Annotated in this window: 11 protein-coding genes and 1 pseudogene; 3 read left to right on the plus strand and 9 right to left on the minus strand. The window is 62.0% G+C overall.

Annotated features, from left to right (window positions below; translation table 11 throughout):
• Positions 1-80: 80 nt before the first annotated feature.
• Together KGB27_RS29060 and KGB27_RS29065 are read right to left on the minus strand one after the other, a co-directional pair.
• Positions 81-3,179, minus strand: coding sequence for an efflux RND transporter permease subunit (locus KGB27_RS29060; protein ID WP_223557242.1), 3,099 nt, complete (start codon positions 3,177-3,179; stop codon positions 81-83).
• Between the two features lie 15 nt (positions 3,180-3,194).
• Positions 3,195-4,352 (minus strand): efflux RND transporter periplasmic adaptor subunit, encoded by a 1,158-nt coding sequence (locus KGB27_RS29065; protein ID WP_223557243.1) that lies wholly within the window; start codon positions 4,350-4,352, stop codon positions 3,195-3,197.
• Between the two features lie 294 nt (positions 4,353-4,646).
• Between KGB27_RS29065 and KGB27_RS29070 the strand changes: the two genes are divergently transcribed.
• Together KGB27_RS29070 and KGB27_RS29075 are read left to right on the plus strand one after the other, a co-directional pair.
• Positions 4,647-5,348 carry a response regulator transcription factor gene (locus KGB27_RS29070; RefSeq protein WP_008031130.1) on the plus strand — a complete coding sequence of 234 codons (702 nt, stop codon included), beginning with the start codon at positions 4,647-4,649 and terminating at the stop codon, positions 5,346-5,348.
• Between the two features lie 4 nt (positions 5,349-5,352).
• Positions 5,353-6,654 carry an ATP-binding protein gene (locus KGB27_RS29075; RefSeq protein WP_008036839.1) on the plus strand — a complete coding sequence of 434 codons (1,302 nt, stop codon included), beginning with the start codon at positions 5,353-5,355 and terminating at the stop codon, positions 6,652-6,654.
• 104 nt (positions 6,655-6,758) lie between these two features.
• On the opposite strand, the gene KGB27_RS29080 is transcribed toward KGB27_RS29075, so the two are convergent.
• Genes KGB27_RS29080 through KGB27_RS29090 form a run of 3 tightly spaced genes read right to left on the minus strand, consistent with a single transcriptional unit; the run spans position 6,759 to position 8,597 of the window.
• On the minus strand, positions 6,759-7,526 hold the full coding sequence (locus tag KGB27_RS29080; RefSeq protein WP_207284397.1) for an anti-sigma factor family protein: 768 nt from the start codon (positions 7,524-7,526) through the stop codon (positions 6,759-6,761).
• Positions 7,523-8,020 carry an RNA polymerase sigma factor gene (locus KGB27_RS29085; RefSeq protein ID WP_202949142.1) on the minus strand — a complete coding sequence of 166 codons (498 nt, stop codon included), beginning with the start codon at positions 8,018-8,020 and terminating at the stop codon, positions 7,523-7,525. Before KGB27_RS29085 ends, KGB27_RS29080 begins: the two co-directional genes overlap by 4 nt.
• A 46-nt stretch (positions 8,021-8,066) precedes the next feature.
• Entirely contained in the window at positions 8,067-8,597 is a 531-nt protein-coding gene (locus tag KGB27_RS29090; RefSeq protein WP_223435863.1) for a tetratricopeptide repeat protein, read from the minus strand.
• Between the two features lie 187 nt (positions 8,598-8,784).
• Between KGB27_RS29090 and KGB27_RS29095 the strand changes: the two are divergent.
• Positions 8,785-8,941: pseudogene (locus KGB27_RS29095) on the plus strand (SAM-dependent methyltransferase); the annotation flags it as partial.
• 51 nt (positions 8,942-8,992) lie between these two features.
• Here KGB27_RS29095 and KGB27_RS29100 read toward each other — a convergent pair.
• The 4 genes from KGB27_RS29100 to KGB27_RS29115 all read right to left on the minus strand — a co-directional run bounded on the left by KGB27_RS29100 (position 8,993) and on the right by KGB27_RS29115 (position 11,950).
• Entirely contained in the window at positions 8,993-9,946 is a 954-nt protein-coding gene (locus KGB27_RS29100) for a D-2-hydroxyacid dehydrogenase family protein (RefSeq protein ID WP_223557244.1), read from the minus strand.
• 13 nt (positions 9,947-9,959) lie between these two features.
• Positions 9,960-10,982, minus strand: coding sequence for an alpha/beta fold hydrolase (locus KGB27_RS29105; RefSeq protein WP_192229989.1), 1,023 nt, complete (start codon positions 10,980-10,982; stop codon positions 9,960-9,962).
• Positions 10,983-11,066: 84 nt separating this feature from the next.
• Positions 11,067-11,501 (minus strand): YqaA family protein, encoded by a 435-nt coding sequence (locus KGB27_RS29110; RefSeq protein WP_192227077.1) that lies wholly within the window; start codon positions 11,499-11,501, stop codon positions 11,067-11,069.
• Positions 11,501-11,950: a DUF411 domain-containing protein gene (locus KGB27_RS29115; protein WP_008036830.1), complete on the minus strand. Its 450-nt coding sequence runs from the start codon at positions 11,948-11,950 to the stop codon at positions 11,501-11,503. Before KGB27_RS29115 ends, KGB27_RS29110 begins: the two co-directional genes overlap by 1 nt.
• Positions 11,951-12,336: the final 386 nt, after the last annotated feature.

A 12,336-nucleotide genomic window follows, 5' to 3' on the forward strand; every position in this document is an offset into this window, starting at 1 on the left:
GATGGCGGCCGTGAGAGCGACGCAGTAAGCGAGGGCCTCATCGCCGGCAAGCCGGCTCCTACAGGGGAATGTGGTGTTGGTTAGATTTTTTTGTGGCGTTTGCGCACCAGTTTCATCACCACCACAAAAAACACCGGCACAAACACCACCGCCAGTGTCGCGGTGATCATCCCGCCAATCACCCCGGTGCCGATGGCTTGCTGGCTTGCCGAGCTCGCGCCGGTGGCGATCGCCAGCGGCACGACACCGAGGATGAACGCCAGGGACGTCATGACGATTGGCCGCAGGCGCAGGCGCGCGGCTTGCAGGGTGGCGTCGATCAGGTCGTGGCCTTCGTCGTACAGGCTCTTGGCGAACTCGATGATCAGGATCGCGTTCTTCGCCGACAGGCCGATGATGGTGATCAGCCCGACCTTGAAGAACACGTCGTTGGGCATCCCGCGCAAGGTCACGGCCAACACGGCGCCGAGCACGCCGAGCGGCACCACCAGCAGCACCGAAGTCGGAATCGACCAGCTCTCATACAACGCCGCCAGGCACAGGAACACGATCAACAGCGACAACCCGAGCAGGATCGGCGCCTGGCTGCCGGACAGCCGTTCCTGCAGCGATAACCCGGTCCATTCCTGGCCCAGGCCCGCTGGCCCTTGCGCGACCAGTCGCTCGATTTCCGCCATGGCTTCACCGGTACTGTGACCTGGCGTCGGTTCACCGGAAATACTGATTGCCGGATAGCCGTTGTAACGGGTCAACTGCGCCGGGCCCTGAGTCCATTTGGCCTGGACGAACGCGGACAGCGGCACCATTTTCCCGCTGCTGTTGCGCACGTGGATCTTCAGCAGGTCGGCGACCTGACTGCGTTGATCGCCTTCAGCCTGGACCACCACCCGCTGCATCCGCCCCTGATTGGGGAAGTCGTTGATGTAAGCCGAACCGACAGCGGTGGACAGCACGCTGCCGATGTCGGTAAACGAAACCCCCAGCGCATTCGCCTGTTTACGGTCGACGATCAGTTGCACCTGCGGCGCTTCAGCCAGTGCGCTTTCGCGCACGTTCATCAGGATCGGACTTTTCTCGGCGGCTGCCAGCAACGCGGTACGCGCCTGCATCAGCGTGGCATGGCCGAGGCCGCCACGGTCCTGCAAGCGGAACTCGAAACCGCTGGAGGTGCCGAGGCCGTCCACCGGCGGCGGCAGGACCGAGAACGCCATGGCGTCCTTGATCTGGCTCAGCGCGATGTTGGCGCGGTCGGCAATCGAACTCGCCGAGTCGTCGCTGCCGCGATCCGACCAGTCTTTCAACGTGGTAAACGCCAGCGCCGCGTTTTGCCCGCTGCCGGAGAAGCTGAAGCCGAGAATCACCGTGCTGTCGCCGACGCCCGGTTCGGTGGCGTTGTGCGCTTCGATCTGCTCGACCACCTGCACCGTGCGATTTTTGCTCGCGCCGGGTGGCAGTTGAATGTCAGTGATGGTGTAACCCTGATCCTCCACCGGCAGGAACGAAGAGGGCAGACGACTGAAGCACAGCCCTAGACCGATCAGCAGCACGCCGTAGATCAGCAGGTAACGACCGCTGCGTTTCAGCGCATAAGCGACCCAGCCCTGATAGCGCTCGGTCAGTTGCTCGAAGCGCCGGTTGAACCAGCCGAAGAAGCCGCCCTTGGCGTGATGCTCACCCTTGGCAATCGGCTTGAGCAGCGTTGCGCAGAGCGCCGGGGTCAAGGTCAGGGCGAGGAAGGCCGAAAACAGAATCGAGGTGGCCATCGACAGCGAGAATTGCCGGTAGATCACTCCGACCGAACCCTGCATGAACGCCATTGGAATAAACACGGCGACCAGCACCAGAGTGATGCCGATGATCGCCCCGGTGATCTGCTTCATCGCTTTGCGCGTCGCCTCTTTGGGCGACAGGCCTTCGGTGGCCATGATCCGTTCGACGTTTTCCACCACCACGATGGCGTCGTCCACCAGGATGCCGATGGCCAGCACCATGCCGAACATGGTCAGTACGTTGATCGAGAACTCCAGCGCGAGCATGGTCGCAAAGGTGCCCATCAGCGCCACTGGCACCACGAGGGTCGGAATCAGCGTGTAGCGGAAGTTTTGCAGGAACAGGAACATCACCGCGAACACCAGCACCATCGCTTCGATCAGGGTGTAAACCACTTTGGTGATCGAGACTTTGACGAAAGGCGAGGTGTCGTACGGGATCTTGTATTCCACATTGGCCGGGAAGTAGCGCGCCAGTTCATCCATCTTCGCCCGCACCAGCGTCGCAGTGCTGAGGGCGTTGGCGCCGGGCGACAATTGCACGCCGACGGCGGTGGACGGCTTGCCGTTCAGACGCGTGCCAAACTGGTATTCCTGGCTGCCGATCTCGACCCGCGCCACATCACCGATGCGCACGGTGGAACCGTCCGGATTGGCCTTGAGCACGATGTCGGCGAATTCTTCCGGGGTCGACAGCTGGCCTTTGACCAGAACGGTTGCGGTGATTTCCTGGGTGGTGCGGGTCGGCAGGTCGCCGATGCTGCCGGCCGAAACCTGGGCGTTCTGCGCAACGATGGCCGCGTTGACGTCGGCCGGTGTCAAGTTGAAACCGATCAGTTTCTGCGGGTCGATCCAGATCCGCATCGCCCGCTCGGCGCCGTACAGCTGGGCCTTGCCGACACCGTCCAGGCGCTTGATCTCGTTCATCACGTTACGCGCCAGGTAATCGCTGAGCGCCACGTCGTCGAGTTTGCCGTCAGTAGACGTCAGGGTAATCAGCAGCAGGAAACCGGCGGAGACTTTCTCCACCTGCAAACCTTGCTGGTTGACCGCTTGCGGCAGGCGCGACTCGATGACTTTCAGGCGGTTTTGCACATCCACCTGAGCCATCTCCGGGTTGGTGCCCGGTTGAAAAGTCGCCTTGATCGTGGCGCTGCCGAGGCTGCTTTGCGATTCGAAATACAACAGGTGATCGGCGCCGTTGAGCTCTTCCTCGATCAGGCTGACCACGCTTTCGTCCACGGTTTGCGCCGAGGCGCCCGGGTACACGGCGTAGATTTCGATCTGCGGCGGCGCGACATCGGGGTACTGCGCCACCGGCAATTGCGGAATGGACAGGGCACCGGCCAGCAGGATGAACAGGGCAACCACCCAGGCGAACACCGGGCGGTCGATAAAGAACTGCGGCATAGAAAAGCGTCCTGCTTACTGACCAGAAACCTGGGCAAGTGGAAGAGGGGAATCGTCGATCTGTACTTTCTCGCCGGGCTTGGCGTGTTGCAGGCCTTCGATGACGATGCGGTCGCCGGACTTGAGGCCTGCGGTGACGATCCAGCGATCGTTTTGCACGGCGCCCAGCTCTACGGTTTGCTGGCCGACGCGCAGTTCCGCATCGAGCACCAGCACCTGCGCAACACCCGCGCTGTCGCGTTGAATGGCGCGTTGCGGCACGCTGATGCCTTGCTGGTTCACCGCTTGTTCCAGGCGCACCCGCACGAAGCTGCCCGGCAGCAAGTCGAGGTCCGGGTTGGGAAACTCGCTGCGCAGGATGATCTGGCCGGTGCCCGGATCGACGGTGATGTCGGTGAACAGCAGCTTGCCCGGCAGCGGATAGAGGCTGCCGTCATCCTGAATCAGCGTGGCTTTGGCCTGACCCTGACCCACTTCCTGCAACTGGCCGGAGCGGAAGGCACGGCGCAGGTCGTTGAGTTCGCGGGTCGACTGGGTGAGGTCGGCATGAATCGGGTTCAACTGCTGGATCAGCGCCAGCGGCGTGGTTTCGTTCTGCCCGACCAATGCGCCTTCGGTGACCAGTGCGCGGCCGATGCGCCCGGAAATGGGGGCGGTGACGGTGGCGTACCCGAGATTCAGTTTCGCTCGATCCACGGCGGCTTTATTGGCCGCGACTTCAGCGGCGGTTTGCCGTACGGCGGCCCGGGCGTTGTCGTAATCCTGGCCGCTGATGGCATTGCCCTCGATCAACTGGGCGTAGCGCTGTTCTTGCAGCCTGGCCTGGTAGGCGTTGGCCTCGGCCTTGCGCAGCGAGGCTTCGGCGCTGTCCAGGTCAGCCTTGAACGGTGCCGGATCGATGCGGAACAGCACGTCGCCTTTTTTCACGTCGCTGCCTTCGTGGAAGGCGCGTTGCAACACCACGCCGGCGACCCGGGCGCGCACTTCGGCAATACGTGGCGCGGCAATCCGTCCGCTAAGTTCGCTGGTGATCGACAGGGGCCGGGGTTTGATGGTCTCGATGCGCACGGTGGCCAACGGCGCCTGCTCTTCAGCGCTCGTGGATTTTTCACACGCGCTCAGCGTCAACGCCAGGGCAAGCAGGCTGAGCTTGGCAAGCAGGTTCTTTGACATGTAAATACCCCAATAATGAACTCCCGCATCCTACGGGGAGGCGACGAGGGTAGCGGTGAAGCTTTGTTGGTGCTGTGTGAAATTGTGTAATGGTTTTGCTCAGGCGCGGGTGAGGGCGTATATCCTTCACGGCTTGAAATTTATTGCGCACGTCAGGCCGCCTTCGCGGGCAAGCCTCGCTCCTACAGGATTTGTGTCGTCCGCGAAATCCATGGCCGACAACAATCCCTGTAGGAGCGAGGCTTGCCCGCGAAGAGGCCCGAACAGCCGCCACTGCACTCTCTGGAAACACCCATGCCCAACATCCTCCTGGTCGAAGACGACACCGCGCTCTCCGAGTTGATTTCCAGCTACCTGGAACGCAACGGCTACTCCGTCAGCGTGATCAGCCGCGGTGACCACGTGCGCGAGCGTGCGCGGGTCAATCCGCCGGACCTGGTGATCCTCGACCTGATGTTGCCGGGGCTCGACGGCCTGCAAGTCTGTCGCTTGTTGCGCGCGGATTCGGCCACGCTGCCGATCCTGATGCTCACCGCCCGCGACGACAGCCATGATCAGGTGCTGGGCCTGGAAATGGGCGCCGATGACTACGTCACCAAACCCTGCGAACCCCGCGTGTTGCTGGCCCGCGTTCGTACGCTGTTGCGCCGCAGCAGCCTCAGCGAACCCCAGACTGCCAACGACCGCATCCTCATGGGCAATTTGTGCATCGACCTGTCCGAGCGCACCGTGACCTGGCGCGAACAACTGGTCGAACTGTCCAGCGGCGAATACAACTTGCTGGTGGTGCTGGCCCGGCATGCCGGCGAAGTGTTGAGCCGCGACCAGATTCTGCAACGCTTGCGCGGCATCGAATTCAACGGCACCGACCGCTCGGTGGACGTGGCGATTTCCAAGCTGCGGCGCAAATTCGACGACCATGCCGGCGAGGCGCGCAAGATCAAGACTGTTTGGGGCAAGGGTTACCTGTTCAGCCGTTCCGAGTGGGAATGCTGAGGCGATGTTCAGAATCCTCTTTCGCCTGTACCTGGTGACGATCATTTCGTACAGCGCGGCGATCTATCTGGTGCCGGACGTGGTGATCAAGGTCTTCCAGGAGCGCTTTGTCACCTACAACCTCGACTACTCGCGCGGGTTGCAGTCGCTGATCGTCAAGCAGTTTCACGCCGTGCCCGAAACGCAGTGGCCAGCGTTGGCGGCCGAGATGGACAAGGAATTCAACCCGCTGCACATCGTCCTCAGCCGCAATGACGATGACGGTCTGACCCTGGCGGAACAGAAACGTTTGCAGCGTGGCGAGAATGTCGTGCGCATCGGCGACTGGGGCTGGCGCACGTTGGCGGTGGCACCGTTGAACTCGCAAACCGTCGTGCAAATGGTTGTGCCGCCGGACCCGCTGGACGTGAATTTGCTGTACTGGAGCATCAACGTGTTGATCGGCGCGACCATGCTCGCCTGCCTGTTGCTGTGGCTGCGTCCGCACTGGCGCGACCTGGAGCGGCTCAAAGGCACGGCTGAACGCTTCGGCAAGGGGCATTTGAGCGAGCGCACCCAGATCCCCACCCATTCCAACATTGGTAGCCTGGCCAACGTTTTCGACACCATGGCCGGCGATATCGAAAACCTGCTGAACCAGCAGCGGGATTTGCTCAACGCGGTTTCTCACGAGCTGCGCACACCGCTGACCCGCCTGGATTTTGGCCTCGCGCTGGCACTGTCCGACGATTTGCCGGCGGCCAGTCGGGAGCGCCTGCAAGGGCTGGTCGCGCACATTCGTGAACTGGATGAGTTGGTGCTGGAGCTGCTGTCTTACAGCCGCTTGCAAAACCCGGCCCGGCTACCGGAGCAGGTTGAAGTGTCGCTGGATGAGTTCATCGACAGCATTCTGGGCAGTGTCGATGAGGAGCTGGAGTCCCCTGAAATCGTGATCGACGTGCTGCTTCACGGCCAGCTCGAACGCTTCACACTCGATCCACGGCTGACTGCCCGGGCGATTCAGAACCTGCTGCGCAACGCGATGCGCTACTGCGAGAAGCGTATTCAGATCGGGGTTCAGGTCTGTGCCAAGGGGTGTGAAATCTGGGTCGATGACGATGGGATCGGCATTCCCGATGACGAACGCGAGCGGATTTTCGAGCCGTTTTATCGACTGGATCGCAGTCGCGATCGGGCGACGGGCGGCTTTGGCCTGGGATTGGCGATCAGTCGGCGGGCGCTGGAGGCACAGGGCGGCACGCTCACCGTCGAACCGTCTCCGCTGGGCGGCGCACGGTTCCGTTTGTGGTTACCGGTCCCGGCCTGATGACCGCCGCAAAACCTGTGTAGGAGCCGGCTTGCCGGCGATGGCGTCCTTGAATTCAACGCAATGTCTGATGGCCCCATCGCCAGCAAGCCGGCTCCTACAGGTCACGCGCTGAGCCGGCTTTTAATCAACTTCGCCATTTCCTCCAGCTCCGACGCCGGGTTGTGCCCGATCAGCATCCACGCATGTTCCATGTCCGCCCAATACACCACGTTCATTCCGTGCCGACGCTCGTGGGCGAAGTGGCGACTGCCGCTGTTTGAGCGGGTGACGCACAACGCCATGGGGCCGTGCGCCGGGTCCAGATACGTAATCTGGGCGATGGGCATGCCGTCGTATTCGAGGATTTGCGCACGCTTGAGCTCAACGCGTGGCAGGCTCAGTTGAGCCGGCAAAAGGCGCAGCCCCAGGCGTGCGTCGATGGTGTGCAATTGCGCGCGTTGAGTGGCTTCGTCGCTGGGCAAGTGTTCCAGGGTTTGCGGCACGTACATCGACATGTAGTCCGCCACCAGCCCTCGCCAGCTGGATTTGTGCTGGCTTGCCTGCCAGCCAAGGAACAACCGGTCCGCGAGCACGCCGCTCAACACCAGGCCGGCTGCCGCCGCGAGGAACCGGCGCCGATTTATCGCCGGCCGGGCAGGCGAGGGCAAGGTGTCGAGCATCGCTTGCAGGCGGTCCACGGGCGCCTGTTGCGCCAGTTCGTCGTAGGCGGCCTTGAACGGCAGGCTGCTGCGGGCCAGCCATTGAAGGCGCAGGTTGAGCATCGAGTCTTCGGCGATGACTGCGTCGATGCGGCTGCGCTGATCGCTATCGAGTTGGTCGTCGAGGTAGGCCACCAGTTGCTCGTCCGTAGGCATCGTGTGATCGTTCATCGACGTTCTCCTGTGGAAGGGTTCGACACCGCGTGCAAGGGCGGGTACTCGGCCAGTTTCGCCCGCGCCGCGGCCAGGCGGCTCATGACCGTGCCGATGGGCACGTCCAGGACTTCGGCGACTTCGCGATAGGACAGGCCCTCCACGTAGGCCAGAAATACCGTTTCGCGTTGCGCTTCAGGTAGCGCATCGACGCGCCGAATCACCTGCGTGGCGAGCACGTGAGTTTGCGCGGCGTATTCACCGTCGAACGACAAGGCGTTGTCGGCATCCACCAGCCCCTGGCCCTGACGCACTCGGCGCGAACGCACTTCGTTGAGCCAGATCGAATGCAGAATGCTCAGCAGCCAGCGGTCCAGGCGGCTGCCGGGGACAAATTGCCCGGCACACTCCAGCGCCCGCACGCAGGTGGCCTGCACCAGGTCTTCGGCAACATGCCGCTGCCGGGACAGCAGCAGGCCGTAGCGCCATAAGCGCGCCAGGTGCTGGCCCAGCTCTGCCCGTATTGCCTGATCGCTGGCGATGGCGACCTCCGTCCTGTCAGGTTTTCGATGAATCGTTAATGGCTTCAGCCAGGTCCCGGTATTCTTCGCAGGTGCTGCCGCAGATCGATTTTATCTGCTGCAACTGCTCCTCGGCGAGATCCAGCCGACCCTTGATCACATAAGCCTCGCCGAGGTACTCGCGGACTTGCGCGTATTGCGGGTCGAGTTTGACCGATTGCAGGTAGTAACCGATGCCCTCGTCGGTGCGCCCCAGTTTACGCGTAGCGTAGCCGCGATAGTTGAGCGCCTTGGCGGTGTCGGGTTCTTTCAGCGTGTCGAGCAGTGCCAGGGCTTCCTCGTAGCGACCGTCCTTTGCCAGCCGATAGGCGTAATCGGTGCGGTCGGCATCGGATACCTCGCCGCTGGTCTGCCTCACGCATTTTTGCGACCTGGAGTCGAAGACCTGGCCTTTCGGGCAGTTGGGCCTGGCCGGTGCGTCATCTTCACCATTGGCCAATGCAAGGGTAGCGGACAACGCAAAGGCGAGCAGTAGCTGAACGGTAAAAACAGTAAGACGGGTATTCATGGATGATCTCCACTGGTTTATTCGTTTCAGTTCAACCACGCCCCGGCAACATGCACGCAAGGTGTTATCCCGCAGGCCGAAATGATGAGTCTTCGCTGTCATGAACACCGCAGGGTGAACAATTATTCATTTCTTTCTGGCGGTCTTTTCGAGGCACGCGCGCACAGGTTCGTGGTCGATCTGGGTGTCCACCCGTTTTGTCGCGGCTTTATCCGCGCAGGAACGGGCGAAGGTGGATGGGCAAATTCGCGGGCTGATCGCCGCTGAGCCCGAATTGCGGGGGCAAGGACGTGGTGACGGTGCCTTATGTGACGGCGGCGTTTGTCGCGATGAAGGCCAGTTAGATTTGTAGTGCGTTCATCGCCGGCTGGCCGGCGATGAACGATGACCGGGTCTCAGCTGAGCAACCGGATCGGCTCTCCAGCGGACCAGGCCTGAATGTCCTCGATCATTTGCGAAAAGAACTGATGGTAGTTCTGCTGGCTGACGTACCCGACATGCGGCGTCGCCAGCACATTCTCCAGCGTCCTGAACGGGTGATGAGCCGGCAAGGGTTCCTGCTCGAACACGTCCAGTGCCGCACCGGCCAGCCGTCGTTTTTGCAGTGCCTTGATCAGCGCTGCCTCATCGACAATCGGCCCGCGAGCTGTGTTGACCAGCAGTGCGGTGGGTTTCATCCAGTCCAGCGCTTGCGCGTCGACCAAGCCGCGGCTGCGGTCGCTGAGCACCAGATGCACCGACAACACGTCGGCCTGTTCGAACAACGCCTGTTTGCTGACGTAGGTCACGCCCACTTCGGCGGTGCGTTCGGCTGTGAGGTTTTCGCTCCAGGCGATTACCCGCATGCCGAACACCTGGCCAAACTGGGCGACTCGCTGGCCAATGCTGCCCAAACCGAGAATCGCCAGGGTCTTGCCGTGCAGGTCGCCACCCAGCCCCTGTTGCCATTTCCCTGCGCGCAAGGCGTTGGCTTCCACGACCAGGTTGCGGGTGGCGGCCATGATCAGCGCCCAGGTCAGTTCCGGCGCGGCGTGTTTATAACTGTCGGTGCCGCTGACCTGAATGCCAAGCGCGGCAGCGGCTTTCAGGTCGAGGGCAGCGTTGCGCATGCCGCCGGTGACCAGCAGTTTGAGGGTCGGTAGCCGACGCAGCAGGTCTTCATCGAAGCGGGTGCGCTCGCGCATTACGCAGATCACTTCAAACCCGGCCAGGCGTGCTGCCAGCGTTTCGTTATCCGCCGGGTAGTCATGGATGAAACTCACCTGGCCGATGGCGTCCAGCGCCGACCAGTCAACCACCTGCCGCGCCACATCCTGCCAGTCATCGAGTACCGCAATCTGCACAGCCATCCGCCTTACCTCATCAATGAACGGGGTTGGAATTGTTCAGCCAGGCGAGCAGGGCCTGGTGGAATTTTGCCGGTTCTTCCATTTGCGGCGCGTGGCCCATGCCGGGGAATTCGACCAGCGTCGAGTGAGGAATCAGTTTCGCCACCTGTTTGCCGAGTACGTCGTAGTGACCGATTTTCGCTTTGACCTCGGGTGAGGCGATGTCCTTGTTGATGGCCGTGGAATCGGCAGTGCCGATCAGCAACAGCGTCGGCACCTTCAGGTCCTTGAATTCGTAGTACACCGGCTGGGTGAAGATCATGTCGTAAATCAGTGCCGAGTTCCACGCCACCCGGGTTTTGCCCGGGCCTTTGGCCATGCCCGCGTACATGTCTACCCAGCGGTCGAATTCGGGTTTCCAGCGGCCGTCGTAATAAGTGTTGCGCTGATAGTCGTGAATGCCTTGCGCCGTTACCTTGAGCTCACGCTCGTACCATTGATCCACCGTGCGATAGGGCACGCCGAGGGCTTTCCAGTCCTCCAGACCGATTGGGTTGACCATCGCCAGTTGTTCGACCTGCTCGGGATATTGCAGCGCATAGCGGGTGGCGAGCATGCCGCCCGTGGAATGCCCGAGCAGGCTGGCTTTCTGGATGCCGAGGGCTTTGAGCAGTTGTTGGGTGTTGGCCGCCAGTTGCTGGAAGCTGTACTGATAATTGTCCGGCTTGCTGGAGGTGCAGAAACCGATCTGGTCCGGCGCGATGACCCGGTAACCGGCGTCGCTCAAGGCCTTGATCGACGTGTCCCAGGTTGCGCCGCAGAAATTCTTGCCATGCATCAGCACGATGCTGCGCCCGTTCGCCTTGCCGTGCGCGGCGACGTCCATGTAGCCCATTTGCAGGGACTGGCCCTGGGATTCAAAGGCGAAATGCTTGAGCGTATAGGGGTATTCGAAGCCTTGCAGTTCGGGGCCATATTCCGGACCTTCGGCCGCGATGGCCGGCAGTGCGGCGGTCAGCAGCAGGCTCGGAAGCCAGCGGGAGCGTGCGAGGGGCATGGGTGGACTCCAGAGGAAATCGGCGATGCTGGATCGGCATGATTAGGGCGGCATTAAGCACAGGCCATCGCGGCGGGTGATGGTTCAACCGATCCAGCCCAAAGTCGCCAGGGCCAGCACGCCGTAACGGGCGCCTTTGGCGAGCGTCACGATCAGCAGGAAGCGCCCCAGCGGTTCGCGCATGACGCCGGCGACCAGCGTCAGGGGATCACCGATGACAGGCACCCAACTCAACAGCAACGACCAATGACCGTAGCGCTGATAATGAATGCGGGCCTTGTCCAGATGGCGTGGGCTGACCGGAAACCAGCGCCGGTCGCGGAACCGCTCGATACCGCGACCCAACCACCAGTTCAGCAGCGAGCCGAGCACATTGCCCAGCGTCGCAACTGCCAGCAGCGACCAGAGCCAGTACTGCTCGCTGAGCAGCAGCCCCACCAGGACCGCTTCGGACTGCAATGGCAGCAGGGTCGCCGCACCGAATGCGGCGAAAAACAGCCCGATGTACGCCGCAGACATCAATGGGCGGCGGGGTAGTCCGCCACCACCACGTCAGCGCCGTCCTTTTTCAGGCCGATCACCTGATAGGCGTCGCTCATGCCGTCCATTTCCATGCCGGGCGAACCCATCGGCATGCCGGGTGCGGCCACGCCCAATAGATCGTCACGCTTGGTCAAGGCCAGCACCTGATCGGCCGGGACATGGCCTTCGACGAATTTGCCATTGATCAAACCGGTGTGGCAGGACGCCAGACGTGGCGGCACGCCGTGCTGTTGCTTGAATTCGCTCATGTTGGCTTCGACGTGATCCTCGACCTTGAAGCCATTGGCCTCCAGGTGGCTGATCCACTTTTTGCAGCAGCCGCAGTTGGCATCGCGGTGGACCTCGATGGGGATGAGGTCGGCGGCCTGGGCCAGGGACGAAATGAACAGGGCGCTCAGGGCGACCAGACGCAGATGGGTTCGCATGGAGGGATCTCGACTCGGATGGCGGTCAAAAAAAGAGGCATTTTGACTACTTTAGCCGGTTAAGAGCGACGAGATTGTTTCGAATTAATGCTGGGGTTGTGGGGGATTCTGGGTTGCACGGGGTTTGGTTGGTGTACATATCCATTGGTTTGGTGATGGCGGATATGGGTTTCGCCCTTACGGCGAGTCACTTGGAGAAGCGCCAAGTAACCAAGCGCTTTTGCCCCTTTCGTTCGGTGCCTCGCTAATGCTCGGCATGCCCTCGCTCCGGTCCTGCTCCGTGGGCCCGCCGCGATCGGCCATCCCTGGCCGTGCGCGGCTAACCCGGCATCCATGCCGGGTTGCCCACTGCGCAGAACCTGCGCTCGGCCTCTCGAGGGGGCGAC

Source organism: Pseudomonas sp. BF-R-01, assembly GCF_019946615.1.
In the GTDB taxonomy this organism is placed as follows: domain Bacteria; phylum Pseudomonadota; class Gammaproteobacteria; order Pseudomonadales; family Pseudomonadaceae; genus Aquipseudomonas; species Aquipseudomonas migulae.

Excerpts from the sequence above, each read along its gene's own strand:
- KGB27_RS29060 (WP_223557242.1), bottom strand. The coding sequence starts at position 3,179 with ATGCCGCAGTTCTTTATCGACCGCCCGGTGTTCGCCTGGGTGGTTGCC.
- KGB27_RS29065 (WP_223557243.1), bottom strand. The coding sequence starts at position 4,352 with ATGTCAAAGAACCTGCTTGCCAAGCTCAGCCTGCTTGCCCTGGCGTTG.
- KGB27_RS29070 (WP_008031130.1), top strand. The coding sequence starts at position 4,647 with ATGCCCAACATCCTCCTGGTCGAAGACGACACCGCGCTCTCCGAGTTG.
- KGB27_RS29075 (WP_008036839.1), top strand. The coding sequence starts at position 5,353 with ATGTTCAGAATCCTCTTTCGCCTGTACCTGGTGACGATCATTTCGTAC.
- KGB27_RS29080 (WP_207284397.1), bottom strand. The coding sequence starts at position 7,526 with ATGAACGATCACACGATGCCTACGGACGAGCAACTGGTGGCCTACCTC.
- KGB27_RS29090 (WP_223435863.1), bottom strand. The coding sequence starts at position 8,597 with ATGAATACCCGTCTTACTGTTTTTACCGTTCAGCTACTGCTCGCCTTT.
- KGB27_RS29100 (WP_223557244.1), bottom strand. The coding sequence starts at position 9,946 with ATGGCTGTGCAGATTGCGGTACTCGATGACTGGCAGGATGTGGCGCGG.
- KGB27_RS29105 (WP_192229989.1), bottom strand. The coding sequence starts at position 10,982 with ATGCCCCTCGCACGCTCCCGCTGGCTTCCGAGCCTGCTGCTGACCGCC.
- KGB27_RS29110 (WP_192227077.1), bottom strand. The coding sequence starts at position 11,501 with ATGTCTGCGGCGTACATCGGGCTGTTTTTCGCCGCATTCGGTGCGGCG.
- KGB27_RS29115 (WP_008036830.1), bottom strand. The coding sequence starts at position 11,950 with ATGCGAACCCATCTGCGTCTGGTCGCCCTGAGCGCCCTGTTCATTTCG.